This window comes from Actinoplanes teichomyceticus ATCC 31121 (assembly GCF_003711105.1).
In the GTDB taxonomy this organism is placed as follows: domain Bacteria; phylum Actinomycetota; class Actinomycetes; order Mycobacteriales; family Micromonosporaceae; genus Actinoplanes; species Actinoplanes teichomyceticus.
On sequence record NZ_CP023865.1, the window covers coordinates 2,522,224 to 2,541,980 of the forward strand.

The window sequence follows — 19,757 nt, forward strand, 5'->3', positions numbered from 1 at the left end:
GCCCGCGCGGGCGCCGGCTCCAGCGGCGCCCGCGCGGGCTCGGGATGCGTCAGGCCTGCTCGGCCAGGGCCGCGCAGCAGGTGTCGATGAGCAGGCGGGTGACCACGTACGGGTCGACGTTGGCGTTCGGGCGGCGGTCCTCGATGTAGCCCTTGCCGTCCCGCTCCACCTGCCACGGGATGCGCACCGAGGCGCCCCGGTCGGAGACGCCGTAGCTGTACTCGGTCCACGGGGCGGTCTCGTGCAGGCCGGTCAGGCGGTGCTCGATGCCCGCGCCGTAGCCGTCCACGTGCTCCTGGCGCCGCTTGCCCAGCGCCTCGGCCGCGGTGATGATCGCGTCGTAGTTCTCGCGCATCCCGTTGGTGGAGAAGTTGGTGTGCGCGCCGGCGCCGTTCCAGTCGCCCTTGACCGGCTTCGGGTCCAGGGTGGCGGAGATGCCGTAGTCCTCGGCGATCCGGTAGAGCAGCCAGCGGGCCACCCACAGCTCGTCGGCCACCTGCGGCGCGGCGACCGGGCCGATCTGGAACTCCCACTGGCCCGGCATGACCTCGGCGTTGATGCCGGACAGGTGCAGCCCGGCCGCCAGGCAGGCGTCCATGTGCTTCTCGACGATCTCACGGCCGAAGACCTCGTCCGCGCCGACGCCGCAGTAGTAGCCACCCTGCGGGGCGGGGAAGCCGCCACCGGCCGGGAAGCCCAGCGGCCGGCCGTTCTCGAAGAAGGTGTACTCCTGCTCGATGCCGAAGATCGGCTCCTGGCTCGCGTACTTGTCCGCGCTCGCGACGCAGGCGGCCCGGGTGTTGGTCGGGTGCGGGGTGCCGTCGATCAGCTCGACCTCGCACAGCACGATGATGTTGTCACCGCCGCGGATCGGGTCCGGACAGGTGAACACCGGCCGCAGCACGCAGTCGGACTTGTCGCCCGGCGCCTGGTTGGTGCTGGAGCCGTCGAAGCCCCAGATGGGCGGCTCGGCGCCGTCGGCCAGGATCTTGGTCTTCGACCGGAGCTTCGCGGTGGGCTGGGTTCCGTCGATCCACAGGTACTCGGCCTTGACAGCCATGAAATCTCCTAAAACGTGAAAACGGCGCCTTGCGGCATTGCCGGACGACCCTGGCGCGGCGGGCAGAGGCTACCGACCGAAGATCAAATCCACGTTTCCGATCCCGAACATCGGACGAGTGATCCCGGTAACCCGGCGGTCACCAATTCCTGCCCTCCCGGAGCAGAGCGGCCCGTGCCGCGGCGATGTGCGGCGCGTCCCGGGTGGCCGAGCGGGTGGCCAGGTAGAGCGTGTTGATCGGCGGGTCGGCGGTGGTCAGCACCTCGACCAGGGTGCCCGCGGCCAGGTCGTCGGCCACCAGGTAGCGCGGCAGCACGGTGACCCCGATGCCCGCGGCCGCGGCGGCGCGCAGCGCACGCAGGTCGGGAACGACCAGCACGGCGCGCCGGGGCGGGGGTGAGCCCAGCACGTGCCGCCACCAGCGGCGCACGATCGGCAACTCCTCCGCGTACGCCAGCAGCGGCGCCTGGTGCAGGTCCGGCAGCGGGAGTATCGCCGGGTCGGCCACCAGCACGAACTCCTCGTCGCAGAGCGGCTCGGCGTGCAGGCCGGCGCGGCGCGGGCGGATCGCGCTGACCACCAGGTCGAGCCGGCCCTGGCTGAGCTCGGTGAGCAGGTCGTCGGCCAGGCCGAGCCGCACCCGTACCGACACGCCGGCCGCGATCGTGCCGGCCAGCGCGGGCAGCACCCGGGCGGTCATCAGCTCGGCCGGGCCGCCCAGGTGCAGCGTGCGGCCGGCCGGCTCGGCCGCCTCGTGCAGCCCGGCGGCCACCCCGGTCAGGGCGTCCATCGGCCCGTCCAGGCGCCGGGCCAGGTCGTCGGCGGCGGCGGTCGGGGTCACGCCCCGGGCGCCGCGCACGAACAGCGGGTGCCCGAGCTCGCTCTCCAGGCTGCGCAGCTGCGCGGTGACCGTGGGCTGGGCCAGGCCGAGCAGCTCGGCGGCCCGGGTCAGGGTGCCGGCCCGGTAGACGGCCAGGAACGTGTGCAGCAGGTCGAGACTCACCACGTCGGCCATTCTCCCGCGGCATCCCATCAGTTTCCTGATGGGTGACTGCCGTTGTTGCTGTTGGTGGCCGATGGCTGCCGGCGGGCAGAGTGGACCGCGAGACCCCTACTCTCGGAAGGAAGAGAACCGTCATGGCGAAGATCCTGATCGGCCTGACCAGCCACGCCGACCTGGGCGGGCTCCGCGGCACCGGCTACTACCTGCCCGAGGCCGCCCACCCCTGGCAGGTGTTCACCCGGGCCGGCCACGAGGTCGAGTTCGCCAGCGTCGCCGGCGGCGAGCCGCCGGTCGACGGGGTGGACCTGACCGACCCGGTGCAGAAGGCGTTCACCGACGACCCGGCGGTGCAGCAGCGGCTACGCCACACACCCCGGTTCGCCGACCTCGACCCGGCCGGCTACGCCGCCGTGCTGTTCGCCGGCGGCCACGGCGCCATGTGGGACTTCCCCGGCGACGAGGGCCTGATCCGGTTCGGCCGCGGGGTGTACGAGCAGGGCGGCGTGGTGGCCGCGGTCTGCCACGGCCCGGCCGCGCTCATCGGCCTCACGCTCTCCGGCGGGACCCCGCTGGTGGCCGGCAAGCAGATCGCCGGCTTCACCAACAGCGAGGAGGCCGCCGTCGGGCTGACGGACGTGGTGCCGTTCCTGCTGCAGAGCCGGCTCGAGGAGCTGGGCGGCAAGCACAGCGGCGCGGCCGACTGGCAGCCGCACGTGGTCGTCGACGGGCGCCTGGTGACCGGGCAGAACCCGGCATCCTCCACCGGAGTGGCGGAAGAAGTGCTGAAAGTCCTGTCCACGCCCGGCCGGTAGACACATAATGTGACCGGCCCCACAGCCTTGCCGGGAGGGGCCCGAGGAACGACGATCAGTGGTAACAGCGCGGGAGGAGGCGGCCGTGCAGACCCAGAGGATCGTCGTCGGCTACGACGGCTCGGTGGAGGCGCGCAAAGCGGCCCGCTGGGCCCTCGACGAGGCCGAGCGTGGCGGTGTGCCGGTGGAGTTGGTGTACGCGTACGAGTGGCCCAGCTACGTCCCCGCCGCCGCGATGATGCCCGCCGCGGCCGTCTACCCGGACGCGGACACCGACGTGGCCGTCACCGACATGCTCACCGCCGCGGTCGACACCGCGACGGCCACCCATCCCGGCGTGCGGGTCTGGGCCCGGGTCGAGCACTCCACCGCCGCGGTCGCCCTGCTCCAGCGGGCCGCCGACGCCTCCCTGGTGGTGCTCGGCGGCCGCCGTCCCAGCGGTATGCGGGCCTGGCTCGGCTCGACCAGCGGCTCGGTCAGCGCGCACGCCCGTTGCCCGGTCGTGGTGGTCCGCGGCGAGCCCCGCACGACCGACCCGGTGGTGGCCGGGGTCGACGAGTCGGAGGCCGCCGGGCTGGTGCTCGGCTTCGCGTTCGAGCAGGCCGCGGTGCGCGGGGTGCCGGTCCGCGCGGTGCACGGCTGGTTCCCGCCGGACGGCCGGGACCTGCTCTGCGACGCGAACCTGCGCGCGGTCGTCGAGCAGCGCGGCCGCCTGGAGGCGATGGTGAGCTGCTGGCGCAGGCGGTTCCCGGGCGTCCCGGTCAGCGCCGAGGTGGTGGTCGGGACACCGGGTGAGGTGCTGGCCCAGGCCGCCACCGGCGCTCAGCTGGTGGTGGCCGGCGCGGGCGGGCGCAGCAGCCTGCGGGCGGTGCTGCGGCCCTCGGTCGGGCGGCACCTGCTGCACCGGGCGCGGTGCAGCGTCGCGCTGGTCGGCCGCGCTCGTGCCGCCATCCGGTTCTGACGTGCCGGCGGTGTTTCGTTCGTGCTGCAGTCGGTTGTGACGTGCCGGCGGTGTTTTGCTCGCGCTGCAGTCGGTTGTGACGTGCCGGCGGTGTTTCGCTCGTGCCGCAGTCGGTTGTGACGTGCCGCGGGGTCGCGCCGACGCGTGACGTCCGGTTGTGACGTGCCGCGGGGCCGCGCCCAGGCTGCCTTCGAGCGGTGCCTTGCCGCCCGCAACCGCCGCGCCTCAGCCCGTCAACGACGCCGAAGGCTTGGCCTTCACCGCACGAGCGGACCGTGTCCGGCCCGCGGCGCCTCGCTCGCCGGGAGCCGGCTCAGATGCGACCGGCGTCCAGCTCGTCGAGGATCCGGGTGAGGATCGCGGGCGTCTCGGCCGGTGGTTCGGCCTCGATGAACAGGCGGCCGATCGCCGCCGCGTAGTGGTCCACCTCGTCGCGCCGGTCCAGGTAGAGGGCGCTGGTCAGGTGCTCGATGTAGACCACGTCGGGCAGTTCCTCGTGCGGGAACCGCAGGATGCTGAACGCGCCGCCGGCCGCCGCGTGACCGCCCGACTCGAACGGGACGACCTGCAGCCGCACGTTCGGCGACGCGCAGGTCTCGATCAACGTGACGATCTGCTCGCGCAGCACGGCGCGGCCGCCGATCGGCCGGCGCAGCACCGCCTCGTCCAGGACCGCCCACAGGCGTGGCGCATCCGGCCGCTTCAGCACCTGCTTGCGCTGCATCCGCAGACTGGCGCGGCGGTCGATCTCGTCGGCACCGGCGTTGCTGTGACCGAGACGGATCACCGCGCGGGCGTACGCGTCGGTCTGCAACAGGCCCGGCACGAACTGCACCTCGTACGTCCGGATCAGCTCCGCCGCCTGCTCCAGGTCCAGATAGTTCTGGAACCAGGTGTCCAGCACGTCGCCGTACGCGTGCCACCAGCTCGGCGCGCTCGCCTCCCGGGCCAGCGCGACCAGGCGCTCGTGCTCGGCCGGGTCGTCGACGCCGTACAGCTTGAGCAGGTCGACGATGTCGCGCTCCTTGAAGCCGACCCGGCCCAGCTCCATCCGGCTGATCTTGGATTCTGAGGCGCGGATGGAGTACCCGGCCTGCTCCCGGCTCAGGCCGCTGGCCCGCCGCAGGGCGCGCAGATGGGTGCCGACCTGGAGCCGGCGCACGGTCGAGCCACCGCTGTCGTGTTCCTCCGCCAAGGAGACCTCCTCGGAGGCGAGCGTAGAGACCAGGGATCCGAAGCGAAGGAGAGGGGGTGGACCGCGGCGGGCGGAATACCGTGCCGGACGGCGTTACGGCTTGCGGCCGACGGCGCAGAACTGGCTGATCTCGGCGGCGTCACGGCCGTCCGGATCTGGCCGCCACCGGGTCACCGAAACCACCCCGGGCTCGACCAGCTCCAGCCCGTCGAACAGCGCGGCGATCCGTTCCGGGCTGCGCAGGTGGTATTTCGGATTGGCCGAGATGTTCCAGATCCGGGCGGCCTCGCGGACCTCCGGATCGGTGTCGCTGCCGTCGTACATCGCGAAGTAGCTGCCGGACGGGAAACGCGCCATCAGGGTGTCGATGATCCGCTTGGCCTCGGCGTCGCTCTCCACGTGACCGAGGATGCCCATCAGCATCAGGGCGACCGGCTGGTCGAGATCCAGCGTCGTCCCGGCCTGCGCCAGGATCCGCTCCGGATCGTGCAGGTTGGCGTCGATGTACGCGGTACGGCCCTGCGGGGTGCTGGTCAGCAGCGCCCGGGCGTGCGCCAGCACCAGGGGGTCGTTGTCGACGTAGACGATCTTCGCGTACGGGTTGGTGGCCTGGGCGACCTCGTGCGTGTTGTCGGCGGTGGGCAGGCCGGTGCCGATGTCCAGGAACTGGGTCACCTCGGCCTCTCCGGCCAGGAAACGCACCGCGCGGGCGAGGTACTGCCGGGAGAGACGGGCGTGCTCGGCGAAGTGTGGCATGGACGCGACGATCTGGTCACCGACCTCGCGGTCGACGACGAAGTTGTCCTTGCCGCCGAGCAGATAGTTCCAGATCCGGGCGGTCTGCGGCACGGTCGTGTCCAGTTTGGGCACGTCGGGCAGGTCGTCGGCCACGCGTACATCCTCGCGTCGGGGCGGACCCGGTGTCCGTTGTGGATCCGCGGCGGGCAGTCGCCGCCAGCATACCGAGCCCGGCCGTCCGAAAGGGAGCCGGGAGAGGATCAGGAGAGCGATGCCGTCACCCGACGTCGGACTTCCGTGTTCGTCGCGGTCGTCCCCGGCCGCGTCGGCAACCGGTGCGCGCCGTGGCGTCGGTCCGGGGCGGCCCAGCTCGCGGTCGTCCCCGGCCGCGTCGGCAACCGGTGCGCGCCGTGGCGTCGGTCCGGGGCGGCCCAGCTCGCGGTCGTCCCCGGCCGCGTCGGCAACCGGTGCGCGCCGTGGCGTCGGTCCGGGGCGGCCCAGCTCGCGGTCGTCCCCGGCCGCGTCGGCAACCGGTGCGCGCCGTGGCGTCGGTCCGGGGCGGCCCAGCTCGCGGTCGTCCCCGGCCGCGTCGGCAACCGGTGCGCGCCGTGGCGTCGGTCCGGGCGGCCCAGCGTGCCGCAGCTGGTCAGCTCGGCCGGTGGTGGCGGCCCGTCGTGCCGGGTGCCGGTCGTGACCAGGTCGATCGCCGCGAAGATCCGGGTCTTGGCCGGCGCCCGGTCCGGTCTGAGCCCGGCGTTGCCGGCGCTCCCGTGCTCGTCGACGATATCGGGCACCACCAGCGCGCTGGCGACGATCGTCAGCGGACCGGCGCCCGCGATGTCGCGGACCGCGTCGAGCAGCCGCTCGGCGGCTGCAGCGCGAAGCTGTCCAGGCCCCCGGAACGGGTGCGGCCGGGCCGGACATGCCACCGGCATCCGGGTGGCGCGCACCGTAGCGCCGTTCGCGGATGCCGCCCAGTAGGGCAGGATGGACGGCACAGGTCGCGGGGAGGGAGATGACATGCCACTGTTGCGCCGGGTCATCGGGGCGGTGCTGCGCCGTGTGCGCCAGCGCCAGGGCCGCACCCTCAAGGAGGTCGCGGGCGCGGCCGGGGTGTCGTTGCCGTACCTGTCGGAGGTGGAGCGCGGCACCAAGGAGGCGTCGTCGGAGATCCTCGCGGCGATCTGCCGAGCGCTCGGGCTGCCGATGACCGACCTGCTCGACCTGGTCCGCGACGAGATGCTGCGCCAGCTGGCGCCGCAGACCGCCCGCCGCGCCGGCCCGCTCGTGCAGGCTTCCCGCCGCCCCGCCCGGCCGCTCGTGCAGGCTCCCCGCCGCGCCGTTCCGGTCTCGCGGATCAGCGCGCCGGTCCCGTCGGCGGCGCCCGTGGCCGAGTGCGCGACCGGCACGACCCTGCGGCTGCGTTCGGCGGCGGGCCGCCCGCGCACCCGGCTCAGCTGCGCGCGCCGGGCCGTCCCTCTCACGGTGACCTGCTAGGAGGGTCGCCGGGTGAGGCCGCCTCCACGCCGGACCGCGGCGCGCGTGGCGGCCCGTGGCAGCGCGGACGCCGCGCGGGGCCGCCGCGGGGCTCGGCCGCGAGGCCCGCGGGCGGGGCCCCACTGCTCGTACCCGGAAGCAAGCGGCCCTGCCACGAGCGAACCCGGAGCCGACCCGCCTCCGCGGCGGGACAGGAGGACGAAGCCGACACCGGGATGAGGCAGGCCCGGCGCCGGATAAGGGAGGCGTGGCGCCGGGATGGGGCAGGCGTGGTGCCGGGATGAGGCAGGTCGGACCGGCGGGATCAGCGAGGCCGGGCGGCCGAGGCCGGATCGCCGGCCGGAGCCGGCAGCGGCGACGCCGCGTGGCACCGCGACCGGACGAAACGGCGCAGCCGGGCGGGAAGGGCGCAAGCCGGCGGCCGGCGGAAGCGGCTGGGAACGGGCCGGGTGGGACGGCCGGGGCCGAGGCGAAATCGAAGCTGGGCAGGGGAGATCGGGGCGGTTGCGGGGCTCAGTACGATCGTCGCCATGCCTGCGACCGGACAGCCTCTCGACGAGCCTGCGACCACCGAGCCGACCGAGGCCACCGGCGAGCAGCCGGATGGCGGGCCGGCGTCCCGACGTCGCCGTAAGTGGCTGCGGATCACGCTGATCCTGACGCTGATCCCGGTGGTGCTGATCGCCGGCGCCGCGGTCGCCGGCACGTTCTACTTCCGGTCGGTGACCAGCGACGTCGCCCGGGTCGACGCGTTCAGCGCGGTGCCCGAGGCGGCCCGCCCGACGAAGGACACGGTCGCCAAGGACGCCCTGAACTTCCTGGTGCTGGGCAGCGACACCCGCGACCCGGAGAACACCGGCGGTTCGCGCAGCGACACGATCATCGTGCTGCACCTCACCCGGGACCGGTCGGCCGCGCAGCTGATCTCGATCCCCCGGGACACCTGGGTGCACGTGCCGCGGTCGGCCGACGGCAAGCACGGCGACGTGAACGCGAAGATCAACGCGGCGTACGCGTGGGGTGGCGTCCCGCTGACCGTGCAGACCGTGGAGAGCTACACCGGGATCCGGATCGACCACGTCGCCATGGTCGACTTCGCCGGCTTCAAGGAGATCGTCGACGCGCTGGGTGGCGTGCGGATCACCGTGGAGCAGGCGTTCACCTCGACGCACTCGCTGAGCAAGGACAGCGTCCGCAAGTTCCAGGCCGGGCCGCAGACCATGGACGGCGCCACCGCCCTGGACTACGCCCGCGAGCGGTACGCGTTCAAGGACGGCGACTTCGCCCGGATCCGGCACCAGCAGGACGTGATCAAGGCGGTGCTGGACAAGGCGTCCTCCGGCGGCGTGCTGACCAACCCGGCGAAGCTGAACGCGTTCCTGCGGGCCACCACCAGCGCGGTCGGCGTGGACAAGACGCTGAACCTGCTCGACATGGCGATGGAACTGCGCCACCTGCGCAGCGGCAACCTGGCCTTCTACACCAGCCCGAGCAGCGGCACCGGCATGAAGGGCGACCAGAGCGTCGTGCTGCCGGACCGGGCCAGGGCGAAGAAGCTGTTCACCGCGATCCGCAAGGACGACCCGGCCGCGGCCGCCGCCGTGGCCGCCGCTTAGGCGTCCGCCGGCACCGGCGGCGCCCGGAGCGGTTCTCGACCGTGCTGATCCTCGCTACCCGATCAGGCGGTGACCGCTTCCGCGGGCGCCTTCGCGGTGCCGGCGATCCGTACCCCGAACCATGCGACCACCAGCGCCTCCGCCACCAGCAGCAGCGGGAAGAGTTCCGCCGGCCGGTCCACCCAGGCCGTCGCGGCGGCCAGGGCGCCGAAGGCGATCACCCGGGAGCCGATCCCGGAGACCAGGTAGCGCCGCGGGGCGGCCCAGATCATGTGCCGCACCGACATCCAGGTGGAGAACATCAGCAGCGCCTTGTACCCGCAGTACGCCGCCACCGCGGACAGGGCCAGGTCCCGCAGGTCGCCGGCGAGCAGGCCGCGCACCCACGGCCAGGTCAGGATCACGGCGGAGACGGCGGCCAACGCCGCCACGGTCAGCATCCGGGCGCCGGTGACCAGCCTCGCCCGGCGGCCGCCGACCACGTCCTCCCGGGTGCTCGCCGACAGCGCGACGTGGAACGGACCGAACGCCAGGTCCATCGCCCGCAGCACGACCACCGCGGCCGGTCCGGCCAGCGCGCCCGCCACCGAGGGCAGCGCGACCGTGTAGACCAGGTCGACCGCGGCCGTGGCGCAGTAGAGCGCGCCGACCCGGACCGCGGCCAGCGGGCTCGGCCGGATCCCGCCGGTCCGTTCCCGCCGGCCGCTCAGCAGCACCCAGGCCAGCACGGCGAGCTGGCCGGGCACCGCGGCCACGTCGACCCGCAGGCCGGCCAGCGCCAGCAGCCCGCCGGACACCAGCGTGCCGATCGCGGTGAGCTGCGGGATCAGGTTGGCGCGGGCGGTCGTGCCGGTGCGCGCGGCGGCCCAGAACAGCGCCTCCAGCGGGATCTGCAGCAGCACCGGCGTGAGCATCAGCAGCCGGTCGCCCCAGCTCGCGCCGGGCAGCGCGGTGCCGGCCGAGACCAGGCCGACCAGCGCGACCGGCCCGATGGTGACCGCGGCGGCGCGGCGGGCCCAGGCGTGCACGTCCCAGCCCGCCGGGACCAGCTCGGCCGAGAGCGGGCGGCCGATCAGCGACTCCATCAACGCGTACGGCACGGCGAGCAACGCGCCCTGCAGCGCGACGAGCGCGAGCCGGTCCGGGTCGGCCCACGAGGCGAGCAGGAAGAGGACGACGCTGGCCAGCCGGGACAGCGCCTGCACCGACAGCTGCGAGGACCGGAGTCCGCGGATCACGGCTCCGACCCGACAGCGGCGCTCGGCTCCCGCCGCTGCGGGGCCGGCGCGACGTCCGGATCGGCTGCGGCGGCGGTGCGCTGGGCGTACGCGGCGAACACCGCGAGCACCATCATCGCCCCGGTGTACTCCCACGTCTCGATCATCAGGCTGCCGCAGAGCAGCCCGGCCAGCAGCGCGAGGTGTACCACGTGAGCCGGGTGCGCGGCCGAGCCGCGGGACAGCCGCAGCAGTCCCCAGCCGGCCAGGCCGAGCACCACGACCAGCACCGGGACGCCGAACTGCAGCGCGATGCTGAGGAAGTAGTTGTCCACGAAGATCTGATGCCCCGCGCCGACCACCCGGGAGGTGGTGGCCGCGCCGGCCCCGCCCAGCCCCCAGCCGTACGCCAGCGGCGCGTCGCGCAGCAGCGCCGCCCAGTTGTCGAGGCGGTCGAAGGTGCTGGTGGAGCCGACCGCGCCGAGCGCCGCGAACCCGGCCACCACGCAGGCGACCACCGCGGCGCCGAGCAGCCGTGCCCGGCGCCGGGCCGCGGGGCCGCCGGCCCGGTTCAGCACCACCGCGGCGACCAGCCCGCCGACCAGCAGCAGCGCCCCGGACCGGCTGGTGCTCAACACCAGGCAGAGGGCGGCCGAGGCGGCGCCGGCGTGCCAGGACCAGGCGCGCGGGCGCAGGTCGCGGCTGATCCAGAGGGCGACGTAGCCGAGCAGGTAGGCCCCGGCGAGCATTCCCAGCTCGGCGTTGAACTCGGTGAGCCCGGGGGCCCGGAACGTGTCGCCGATGATCCGGATCGCCCGGTCCACCTCGAAGCCCCAGAGAACCAGCTGGTCCGGCCCGATCAGCACCTCGGCGACGGTGGCGACGGCGTTCGCGACGACCAGCCACGCGGTCACGGTGACCAGCCGGCGCAGGTCACGCTCGGACAGCCCGGCGGCGACCACGGCCAGCACGATCGGCAGCATCAGCAGGCGCCCGCCGACCGCGGTCTGCCCGAAACCGTGGTGCATGATGCCGACGAGCGCCCCCACCCCGGTCACCAGCAGCCCGGCCCCGGCGATCAGCAGCTGGCGGCGGGACGGCGGGCGGCGGATCAGGGTGACCACCAGCAGGGTGCAGGCGACCGCGGCGGCGGAGAGGCTCAGGGCGTAGTCGCGGCCACCGAACACCCAGCCGAGGAACCACTCGACCCGCAGCATCCAGAGACCGAGCGGCGCGACCAGCACGACGAGCACGTAGACGAGCCCGGGCAGCGGCCGCACGGCGAGGTACGCCAGTCCGGCGACCACCACCGGCAGGGCGGGGGAGAGGCCGGCGAGCCAGCAGAACGCGCCGGCGACGGCCAGGAACGCCGCGGCGATGACGGCGGGCCTCTTCCATTCGGTGATCACGATCGGCTCGTCTCCAGATGCGGGGTGGTGTACTCGTGCAGCACGGCATCGACGTGCGCGTCCCAGTCGAGGCGTGCGCCGTCGGAGCGGGCCGAGGCGGCGAGCGCGGTGTAGCGGTCCGCGGGCAGTCCGGCCGCTTCCTCGAGGCGGCCACGGAGCGCCGCGGCGCCGTCGAACAGCAGGTAGGAGCCGGGGGCGGCCATCACCGGCGCGGCCGCGGCGGAGGCCAGGATCGGCCGGCCGGCGATCAGGGCCTCGGCGCAGACCAGGCCGTACGTCTCGGACACCCGGCTGGGGAAGACCAGCCACCCGGCCTGCCGCAGCGCCTCGCGCTTGCCGTCGGAGTCGAGATAGCCCAGGTAGCGCACCGACGGGTGGGCGGCGGCGGCCGCCTCGACGCGCGCGCGCAGCGGCCCGTCGCCGCCGATCAGCAGGGTGCCCCGCGCGCGCAGCGGGCTCGCGCTCCACGCGTCGAGCAGATCGGTGACGCCCTTGTGCGCGGCGAGCGCGCCCAGGTAGAGGAAGGTCGAGCGGTCGCCGGGCGGCAGCGCGCGCCGGTCCGGCGGCACCGGCGTGGACAGCGGCACCACGCGCTGGTCCAGGGCGGCGGCCGACGGCACCAGGCGCAGCAGGGTGGCCCGGGTGCGTTCCGCGGGCAGCAGCAGACGGACCCGCCGCAGGCCACGGACGAGCGCCGCGGCGCGGGCGGCGAGCAGCGCGTCGAGGGCCCGGGACCGGCCGGTGTTGCCGAGCGCGTTGTTCGGGTCGCAGATCGCCATGTCGTGCACCGAGTGACAGACCGGATAGGCCGCGGCGAGCCGGGTCACCGCCGGCATCCCGATGCCCTGCCAGTTGTGCACGTGCACCACGTCGGGGGCGAACTCGCGCAGGTCACCCGGGTGCAGGCCGGTGCGGTCGGCGAGGTCACCCAGGTGCGTGGCGAGTTTGCGCAGCGGGCCGGGCGCGCGGTCGCTGACCCGGGTCCGGATCGGCCGGTCACCGGGTTCGCCGTGCGCGGAGGGACGCGCGTACACCGCGACGTCGTGGCCGCGCGCGACCAGGGCGGCGCTCAGGTCACGCAGGTAGCGCTCGGCCCCGCCGCGCACCGCGAACGACGTGTGCACCATCGCGATCCGCACCTCAGCCACCCGCCGGCGTCGCCACCGGGCCGAGCAGCTCGACCAGGTGATCGGTGGCCTCCTGCCAGGAACGCCCGGCGCCCGCGGTGGCCGGCCGGGGGCCCGCGACCGCCGCCCGCACGGCGTCGGCCAGCGCCTCGGCGGTCCAGGTGGTCATCCGCACGGCCGCGCCGGCGGTCGCTTCCAGCAGCGCCGGGTCGGGTGAGATCACCACCGGGGTGCCCAGGCGCAGCGCCTCGGCGGCGGGCAGGCCGTACCCCTCGAAGTGGCTCGGCATCAGGACCGCGGCGGCGCCGGCCACCGCCGCCGCGTACTCCGCGTCGGTGAGCCGGCCCAGGAACCGCACGCCGGGGCGGGGCGGGCCCCACAGGTCCGGCTTGCCGCCGGTCAGCACCACGATCTCGTACGGCGTGAGCAGCCCGGCCGCCTCGATCGCCAGCTCCACGCCCTTGTGCGCGGCGTGCCCGGCCACCAGCAGGTACGGCTTCTCCCCGGTCACCGGCGAGCGGCCGGGCGCCGTGCTCAGGTCGCTGCCCGGGTGCCACACCGCGGTCCGGTGGTAGCCGACCCCGTACACCCCGAGCAGGTCGTGCCGGGTGCGCGCGCTGACGCAGAGCAGCCGCGCCGACCGGTCCACCGCGGTGCGGTAGCTCAGCCTCCGGTACTGCAGCACGGCCGGCGACAGCCCGTGCGGCCACAGCCGGAACGCCAGGTCGTGCATGATCGTGGTGACCGGGGCCCGGCTGCCGCGGATCGCCAGCGACGGGCTCAGCGACAGCACCCGCGAGCCCGCGGCGGTGGCCCGGCGCAGCGCGGCGGCGGCGCCGGTGATCGTGGCGGCCCGGCCGCCGGACTGGGCGCTGAGCACGCTGACCGCGGCGGCCGACGCGGGCACCTCCCAGTCCGCCGGGGCGGCCACGATCCGCAGCTGGTGCCCGGCCGGCCAGTGCCGGGCCAGTTCGGTCAGGACCCGGGTGATGCCGCCCGGCCCGACACCGCTGGCCTCCAGCACGGTGACCCGGTCAGCGGAGGGCATCGGCGATCCAGGTGTTCATCCGGGCGGCGAACAGCTCCGGCGCGAACGTCTGGGCGTGCGCGCGGATCCGGGTCGGGTCCAGCTCGTCCAGACGATCCAGCGCGGCCACGTACCCGGCCGGGTCGTAGCCGTCGACCAGGACGCCGGTCTCACCGTCGATGACCGTTTCCAACAGCCCGCCCCGGCGCAACCCGATGATCGGGGTGCCGGCGGCCTGCGCCTCGACCGGGATGATGCCGAAGTCCTCGTGCACCGGGAAGAGCAGGGCGCAGGCGCCGGCGTACAGCTCGCGCAGCCGCGCCCGGTCCGGCCGGAGCTCGATGGTGATCTCCGCGCCGGACGCGGCCGCGAGCCGGCGCAGCCGCGCCTCGTCCGGCCCGTGCCCGGCGATGACCAGCGGCCGTCCGGACGCCTCGGCGATCGCCATCATCAGGTCGAAGTTCTTGTACGGGATCCAGCGCCCCAACCCGAGCAGATAGTCGCGCGACCCCTCCGGCGCGGCCCCGAAGTACGCCGCGTCGACCGGCGGGTAGATCACCTCGGCGTCCCGCTTCCAGAACCGCTGGATCCGCTGCCGCACCTCACGCGAGTTCGTGGCGTACGCGTGCACGTGCCGGCTCAAGCGCCGGTCGGCGGCCTGCAGGATCCGGCGCGGCCCGTGCAGCAGCGGGTTCGCGCCGCGCTCGTCGAACTCCGGCGACCAGATGTAGCGGGCCGGCGTGTGCACGTAGCTCAGGTGCCGGGTCTGCCGCGGGTCTCCGATCCGGACGGTGTGCGCGAACGCGTGGCTGCTGGAGAGCACCACGTCGTAGTGCTGCCGGGTGAGGGTGCGCCAGGCCAGCGGCATGAGCGGCAGCGCGAGTGCCTTGCTGTGCCGCAGCGGCGTGCTGGCCAGCCAGGATTCACGCAGGCGCCCGAAGACGCTGACGTCGGCGTCGCGGTCGGCCCAGAGCGCGTACCGGTCGGCGGCCGGCAGCAGCCCGGCGATGTGCCGGAAGACCAGTTCGGCGCCGCCGGTCGAGCCGTACCACTCGTGGACGATCGCCGCCGAGCGACCGCCCAGGACGTCGTCGGTCCACACCGGGTCTCCGCGAAGTGCCGGGCGTTCGCCCAGCAAGTCGTCAGTACTCACCATTCCTCCGCGAAGTCGTGCGTCACCGGACGGCGGCCCGTGCGTCCGGCCGCCGTCGATGTGGTGCGGGTTCCGTCAGCTGTGCCGGGACCAGAGATCACGCAGGGGAGCCCAGCTGCCGCCGAGGTCCTCCTTGCACAGCGCCTCCAGGTAGACCGCGGAGATCTCGCCCTCGCGGTCCCACCAGATGCCGCAGTACGCCCGGTTGTCGGCGCCCTTGAGCGCGTACTCCACATAGGTGCCGGTCGTGCCGGTGACCCCGCCGGTCTTGTGCGAGGGCAGCTCCATGCCCTGCACCAGCGAGCCGTTCTGCAGGCTGAGCTGCTGCCGCCAGGCGCGGGCGGCATCGCGCTGCGCGGCCGTCCGGTACGACGCGAAGTGCACCGACACCCCGCCGTAGCGGCAGAAGACGTGGGTCTTCTCGTCGACCGGCAGCTTCGGGCCGCCCGGCTCGGTGTTGCTCGCGCAGCCACCGACCTCGGCCACCCACGGGCCGGCGATGCCGCTCAGGTCGTTGCCGAGCTTGGCCCGGTTGATCGCCAGCTGGGACGCCTCGTACGGCGGCAGCGAGGTGCTGGCCGCCGGTTTCGCGGCCGTGCCGGCGGCCGCCGGGGACCCGCCGTCGCCCTGCGACTTGCCGAGGAAGAAACCGCCGGCGCCGAAGGCGAGCGGCAGCACGATCAGCGCGGCGATGATCCCGGCCCGGCCACGCTTCGGCTTGGCGGTGGCGGGGAAGCGCGGCGCGGCGGGCGGGCGCTGCTCGTCGAACGGGTCAACGGCCCAGGCCGGCGGCCCGCTCTGCGGCGGCGCCGACGTCGGGTCGGCCGGCCAGTAACCGGGACCCGAGTTCGGGTTCGCGGCGTCCCACGAGGGCAGCGGCGACGCCGAGGTCTGCTGCGGGGCCACCGGCGGGGTGGGCGGCGGGCCCCACTGCGGCTGCGGGGCGACCGGCTGCGCCGAGATCGGCTGCGTGGCGACCGGCTGCTGCGGCCCGGGCGCCACCGGCTGCTGCGGCGCCGGCGGCTGCATCATCGGCGGCGCCGGCGGGAACGGGCCGTTGACCGGCGTGGCCTGCGGCGACGTGGCCCACGGTCCCGGCGGCGGCGGGGGTACCGGGCCCGGGGTGATGGGCTCGTCGCCAGTGGGATTCCGGGAGGGGTCTTCGCTCACGGACGGCAGGCTACCAGCGCGGGCAAGCGGGATCGATGGTGTGCCCGGGTCCTTGATCAGACAGTTAGGCGAGCACGGTCAGCGGGGTTCCGGCGCCGATCTCGTCGAGCAGGGTGCGCTGCGCGGCCCCGGGCATCCGGATGCACCCGTTTGACACGCTGCGCCCGAAAACGCTGCTGCGGTACCACGCGTGGATGCCGGTGTGCGCGAGCTGGAAGGCGGCCGCCATCTTCTCCCGGTCGTCCGGGATGGAGCCGAGCACCAGCGCGTCCAGCCCGAGATAAGGCTCACCGGAAATCCGGGTGGTGCCCATCACGTACGTCCGGCCGACCGGCGTCGGGGTGGCCGCCGAGCCGACCGCCACCGTCCAGCGTTGCTGCTCCTGGCCGTCCCGCAGCCAGCTCAGCGTGTGCCCGGAGCGCTGCAGCACCAGCTGGTCGCGCAGGGCCTGGATCTCCCAGTCGCCCGGGGGCACCCAGCCGATCCGCCGGTTCACCGACGGCACCAGCACCGCCACCCAGCCGTTGTCCTCCCCGACGATCGGCACCACCGTGCGCAGCCCGCTGATCTTCGGCGGGAGGAAGGCACGCGGCTCGCCGCCCGGGGCGTCGTAGAGCGCCACCCGTTTCGACGGGCGCAGGCCCTGCGTCGGCGCGACCGTGGAGTTCTGCTCCGGGTCGGCGGGCAGGCCCCGCGGGCCCTGCTCGTACGAGATGACCGGCAGGTCGTCGGGGGGTTCCGCGGCCGGCAGCGGCGTCGCCGAGGTGCTGGGCCGCGCCGGTGCGGGGGCGGCCGCCGACGAGGGCGTCACCCACTGACCGGCGACCGGTTCGGGGTCGCGGTCGTGGGCGAGACCCACGGCCGCGCCGGTGGCGAGCACCGCGGCGGCGGCCGCGGCCGTCAGGTACACACGGGTGCGGGCGCTCGGCATCGGCCCAGACTAGCCATCCGGTCCGCCCACGATCAAAAAATGAGAGATGCTCGGCACAAGATTCGTTCACATCCGCCGGATAGGGTTCCCGGCATGCTTCGCAAGCTGGGCTTTCTCACCATCGGCCGGTTCGACGAGGCTGATCCGCGCCGCGGCCACGAATCCACGCTGGAGATCATCGAGCTGGGGGAGCGGCTCGGTTTCGACAGCGCCTGGCTGCGCCACCGGCACCTGCAGTTCGGCATCTCCTCACCGATCGCGGTGCTGGCCGCCGCCTCGCAGCGCACCAGCCGCATCGAGCTGGGCACCGCGGTGATCCCGCTGGGCTGGGAGAACCCGCTGCGCCTGGCCGAGGACCTGGCCACCGTGGACGTGCTCAGCGGGGGTCGGCTCAACCCGGGGGTCAGCGTCGGCCCGCCGATGAACTTCGAGCGCATCAAGGACGCGATCTACCCGGACACCGCGGCGGTCGAGGACTTCAGCTATGCCCGGGTCGAGCGCCTGCTCGCCGGCGTGCGCGGTGAGCCGGTCACCGACCTGCGCGGGACGGTCGGTTTCGAGGAGTTCTCCGACCGGGTCCAGCCGTACTCGCCGGGACTGGCCGACCGGATGTGGTACGGCGGCGGCAGCCTGCGCTCGGCCCGGTGGGCCGGCGAGCACGGCATGAACCTGCTGACCAGCAGCGTGGTCAAGGCGGAGGACGCACAGGACTTCGCGCAGATCCAGCTCTCGCACATCCGCGCGTTCCGGGCCGCGCACCCCGACGGCGCGCGGGCCCGGGTCTCGCAGGGGCTGGTGGTGATCCCGACCGACTCGGCGACCGCGGCCCAGCGGGCGAGATATCAGGCGTACGCGCGGAGCCGGACCGCGCGTACCCGGACCCCGCAGGGCCCGGCCCGGATGATGTTCGCCCCGGACCTGGTCGGCAGCTCCGCCGAGATCGCCGAGCGGCTGGCGGCGCACGTCGCCTTCCGCGAGGTGGACGAGGTGGCGTTCGCCCTGCCGTTCACCTTCGAGCACGACGACTACGTGCAGATGCTCACCGACATGGCGCACCACCTGGGCCCGGCGCTGGGCTGGCGGCCGGCCGCCTGAGGGGCCCGGCGGCCCGTCACGTTTCGCGCCGGGCTGCTGGGCCGCCGCGTCTCGCGCCGGGCTGCTGGGCCGCCGCGTCTCGCGCCGGGCTGCTGGGCCGCCGCGTCTCGCGCCGGGCTGCGGTGGCGTCGCGCGCCCGGTGCTGGGCTCCGGCGGCGGCCGGCCGGGCACTAGGCTCCGGCGGCCGGATCCGCGGCCGGATCCGCGGCCGGGTTCGCGGCGGGTGACGCGGACATCCAGGCTCGGGTGCCGAAGAAGGCGCAGGAGCGGCTGGCGACGGCGGCCGCCTCGTCGAGCGCCTCGGCGAACGCCGCGTCGGTGAGCGGCCAGCGCCGGGCCACCGCGAGGGTGAGCGCGCCGTGCAGGATGTCGCCGGCGCCGAGCGTGTCGAGCACCGCCGGCCGGGGCACCGGCTGCGCCACGAAGCCGCCGGGAGTCCAGCGCAGCAGTGGCTCGGCGCCGCGGCTGACCGCGATCCAGCCGACGCCGTGGGCGGACAGGTAGGCGGCCACCGGTGGTCCGCCGGCGACCCCCGGCGGGCGGAAGTCGGCGGAGCAGACCACCACGTCCAGCAGCGGCAACAGTTGCGGGATGACCGGTTTCCAGCTGCCCGCGTCCAGCACGGTGGGTATCCCGCGGCGGCGCGCCTCGGTCAGCACGGCGGTCGCCAGCTCCGGGTAGTGGCCGTCGACCTGCACGGCCGCGGCACCGGCCAGGAGCGGGGCGAGGTCGGGGACGGTGAGGGTGCGGGCGGCGCCGTTGGTGGAGACCACGGCGCGGTTGCCGGTGCCGGCACTGACCACGATGCTGGAGACCGGCGGGGCGCCGGGGTCGTCCGCGCTCAGGTCGCTCAGGTGGACGCCGAGCTGCGCCAGATCGGCGTGGATGCCGGCCGCGAGCGGGTGCCGGCCGACCGCGGTGAGCAGCACGGCCGAGCCGCCGAGGTGGGCGACGGTGGCCGCGGCGTTGGTCGCCGGGCCGCCCGCGGCCACGGTCTGCGCGAGCGCGGTGACCTTCTCGTTGTCTGCCGGGTACCGCTCGACGAGCTGCAGCACGTCCAGAGTGCACAGCCCGGCGAGCAGGACGCGGCTCACCGGACCGCCCGCGGCTCGGTGCGGGCCAGCCGCGCGGCGAGCCCGTCGACGAAGGTGACCAGCGCGAACTCGAAACTGTCCCGGTCCACCGCGTCGGCGTGCTCGCGCAGCCGGTGCGCGTCGCCCAGCGCCGGGTACCGGTCCAGGTAGACCTGCACGTCGTCGACGAATCCGCGCGAGAAGGACCCCATCGCCGCGCCGACGACCAGGTACTTCGTCGAGGCGCCGATCATCGTGGCGTCCCGGGCCGGCCAGCCGGCCGCGACCAGGCCGCCGTGCACCGCGTCGGCCCGGCGCAGCGAGGCGTCGCGCTGGCCAGGGCCGTGCGCGAGGAACGGCACGATGTTCGGGTGCTCGGCGAGCGCCGCGCGGTACGACCGGGCCCAGCCCAGCAGCCCCTCCCGCCAGCCGGCGGTGAACGCGCTGACGTCCACCCGCTCCATGATCTCGCTGGCCACGTCGTCGAGCAGCTGCTCCTTGGTGGGGTAGTGGAAGTACAGCGCGGGGGCGCTGACCGACAGCGCGGTGGCGAGCTTGCGCATGCTCAGGCCGTCCAGCCCGTCCCGGTCGATGATCTCCAGCGCGGCCGCCCGGATGCCTTTCCTGCTCAGCAGGGGGGTGGTGGGCCGGGGCATGGTTCCTCCGGGGATTG

The 19,757-nt window shown here is 74.5% G+C and carries 19 protein-coding genes; 5 read left to right on the forward strand and 14 right to left on the reverse strand.

Annotation, left to right across the window (positions count from 1 at the left end):
* Window positions 1-49: 49 nt before the first annotated feature.
* Window positions 50-1,060, reverse strand: coding sequence for a glutamine synthetase (gene glnII, locus ACTEI_RS11370; RefSeq protein ID WP_122977615.1), 1,011 nt, complete (start codon window positions 1,058-1,060; stop codon window positions 50-52).
* Window positions 1,061-1,199: 139 nt separating this feature from the next.
* On the reverse strand, window positions 1,200-2,075 hold the full coding sequence (locus tag ACTEI_RS11375; protein WP_122977616.1) for a LysR family transcriptional regulator: 876 nt from the start codon (window positions 2,073-2,075) through the stop codon (window positions 1,200-1,202).
* 122 nt (window positions 2,076-2,197) lie between these two features.
* Here ACTEI_RS11375 and ACTEI_RS11380 point away from each other — a divergent pair, with 122 nt between their 5' ends.
* Window positions 2,198-2,875, forward strand: coding sequence for a type 1 glutamine amidotransferase domain-containing protein (locus ACTEI_RS11380; protein WP_122977617.1), 678 nt, complete (start codon window positions 2,198-2,200; stop codon window positions 2,873-2,875).
* Window positions 2,876-2,960: 85 nt separating this feature from the next.
* The gene (locus ACTEI_RS11385; RefSeq protein WP_122977618.1) at window positions 2,961-3,836 is read left to right on the forward strand and encodes a universal stress protein; all 876 of its coding nucleotides are present in this window, start codon (window positions 2,961-2,963) and stop codon (window positions 3,834-3,836) included.
* Between the two features lie 313 nt (window positions 3,837-4,149).
* Here the strand turns inward: ACTEI_RS11385 and ACTEI_RS11390 are convergent, their stop codons facing one another.
* From ACTEI_RS11390 to ACTEI_RS38220, 3 genes are all read right to left on the reverse strand, one after another.
* Entirely contained in the window at window positions 4,150-5,031 is an 882-nt protein-coding gene (locus ACTEI_RS11390; protein WP_122977619.1) for a helix-turn-helix domain-containing protein, read from the reverse strand.
* 93 nt (window positions 5,032-5,124) lie between these two features.
* A complete protein-coding gene (locus ACTEI_RS38215) occupies window positions 5,125-5,922 on the reverse strand; it encodes an SAM-dependent methyltransferase (RefSeq protein WP_239082716.1) in 798 nt (265 codons plus the stop codon).
* Between the two features lie 107 nt (window positions 5,923-6,029).
* A complete protein-coding gene (locus tag ACTEI_RS38220; protein ID WP_244940678.1) occupies window positions 6,030-6,791 on the reverse strand; it encodes a P-loop NTPase family protein in 762 nt (253 codons plus the stop codon).
* Between ACTEI_RS38220 and ACTEI_RS39150 the strand changes: the two genes are divergently transcribed.
* Window positions 6,790-7,266 carry a helix-turn-helix domain-containing protein gene (locus ACTEI_RS39150; protein ID WP_122977621.1) on the forward strand — a complete coding sequence of 159 codons (477 nt, stop codon included), beginning with the start codon at window positions 6,790-6,792 and terminating at the stop codon, window positions 7,264-7,266. The two genes, ACTEI_RS38220 and ACTEI_RS39150, sit on opposite strands and share 2 nt — an antisense overlap.
* Before the next feature lie 530 nt (window positions 7,267-7,796).
* Window positions 7,797-8,882: an LCP family protein gene (locus ACTEI_RS11405; protein WP_122977622.1), complete on the forward strand. Its 1,086-nt coding sequence runs from the start codon at window positions 7,797-7,799 to the stop codon at window positions 8,880-8,882.
* A gap of 62 nt (window positions 8,883-8,944) precedes the next feature.
* On the opposite strand, the gene ACTEI_RS11410 is transcribed toward ACTEI_RS11405, so the two are convergent.
* The 7 genes from ACTEI_RS11410 to ACTEI_RS11440 all read right to left on the reverse strand — a co-directional run bounded on the left by ACTEI_RS11410 (window position 8,945) and on the right by ACTEI_RS11440 (window position 16,916).
* Window positions 8,945-10,120 (reverse strand): hypothetical protein, encoded by a 1,176-nt coding sequence (locus tag ACTEI_RS11410; RefSeq protein ID WP_122977623.1) that lies wholly within the window; start codon window positions 10,118-10,120, stop codon window positions 8,945-8,947.
* Window positions 10,117-11,508, reverse strand: a complete 1,392-nt coding sequence (locus tag ACTEI_RS11415) for a hypothetical protein (protein ID WP_122977624.1) — start codon at window positions 11,506-11,508, stop codon at window positions 10,117-10,119. The genes ACTEI_RS11410 and ACTEI_RS11415 overlap by 4 nt, the downstream gene beginning before the upstream one ends.
* Window positions 11,505-12,647: a glycosyltransferase family 4 protein gene (locus ACTEI_RS11420; RefSeq protein WP_239082718.1), complete on the reverse strand. Its 1,143-nt coding sequence runs from the start codon at window positions 12,645-12,647 to the stop codon at window positions 11,505-11,507. The genes ACTEI_RS11415 and ACTEI_RS11420 overlap by 4 nt, the downstream gene beginning before the upstream one ends.
* Before the next feature lies 1 nt (window position 12,648).
* A complete protein-coding gene (locus ACTEI_RS11425) occupies window positions 12,649-13,683 on the reverse strand; it encodes a glycosyltransferase (RefSeq protein ID WP_122977626.1) in 1,035 nt (344 codons plus the stop codon).
* The gene (locus ACTEI_RS11430; RefSeq protein ID WP_239082719.1) at window positions 13,670-14,815 is read right to left on the reverse strand and encodes a glycosyltransferase; all 1,146 of its coding nucleotides are present in this window, start codon (window positions 14,813-14,815) and stop codon (window positions 13,670-13,672) included. The genes ACTEI_RS11425 and ACTEI_RS11430 overlap by 14 nt, the downstream gene beginning before the upstream one ends.
* Before the next feature lie 75 nt (window positions 14,816-14,890).
* Window positions 14,891-15,985, reverse strand: a complete 1,095-nt coding sequence (locus ACTEI_RS11435; protein ID WP_122977628.1) for a hypothetical protein — start codon at window positions 15,983-15,985, stop codon at window positions 14,891-14,893.
* A gap of 64 nt (window positions 15,986-16,049) precedes the next feature.
* Window positions 16,050-16,916 (reverse strand): L,D-transpeptidase, encoded by an 867-nt coding sequence (locus ACTEI_RS11440; RefSeq protein WP_122977629.1) that lies wholly within the window; start codon window positions 16,914-16,916, stop codon window positions 16,050-16,052.
* A 93-nt stretch (window positions 16,917-17,009) separates the two neighbouring features.
* On the opposite strand from ACTEI_RS11440, the gene ACTEI_RS11445 reads away from it, so the two are divergent.
* A complete protein-coding gene (locus tag ACTEI_RS11445; protein ID WP_122977630.1) occupies window positions 17,010-18,011 on the forward strand; it encodes an LLM class flavin-dependent oxidoreductase in 1,002 nt (333 codons plus the stop codon).
* Window positions 18,012-18,181: 170 nt separating this feature from the next.
* On the opposite strand, the gene ACTEI_RS11450 is transcribed toward ACTEI_RS11445, so the two are convergent.
* Both ACTEI_RS11450 and ACTEI_RS11455 read right to left on the reverse strand, forming a co-directional pair.
* A complete protein-coding gene (locus ACTEI_RS11450) occupies window positions 18,182-19,105 on the reverse strand; it encodes a PfkB family carbohydrate kinase (protein ID WP_122977631.1) in 924 nt (307 codons plus the stop codon).
* Entirely contained in the window at window positions 19,102-19,740 is a 639-nt protein-coding gene (locus ACTEI_RS11455; RefSeq protein WP_122977632.1) for a TetR/AcrR family transcriptional regulator, read from the reverse strand. Before ACTEI_RS11455 ends, ACTEI_RS11450 begins: the two co-directional genes overlap by 4 nt.
* Between the last annotated feature and the right edge of the window lie 17 nt (window positions 19,741-19,757).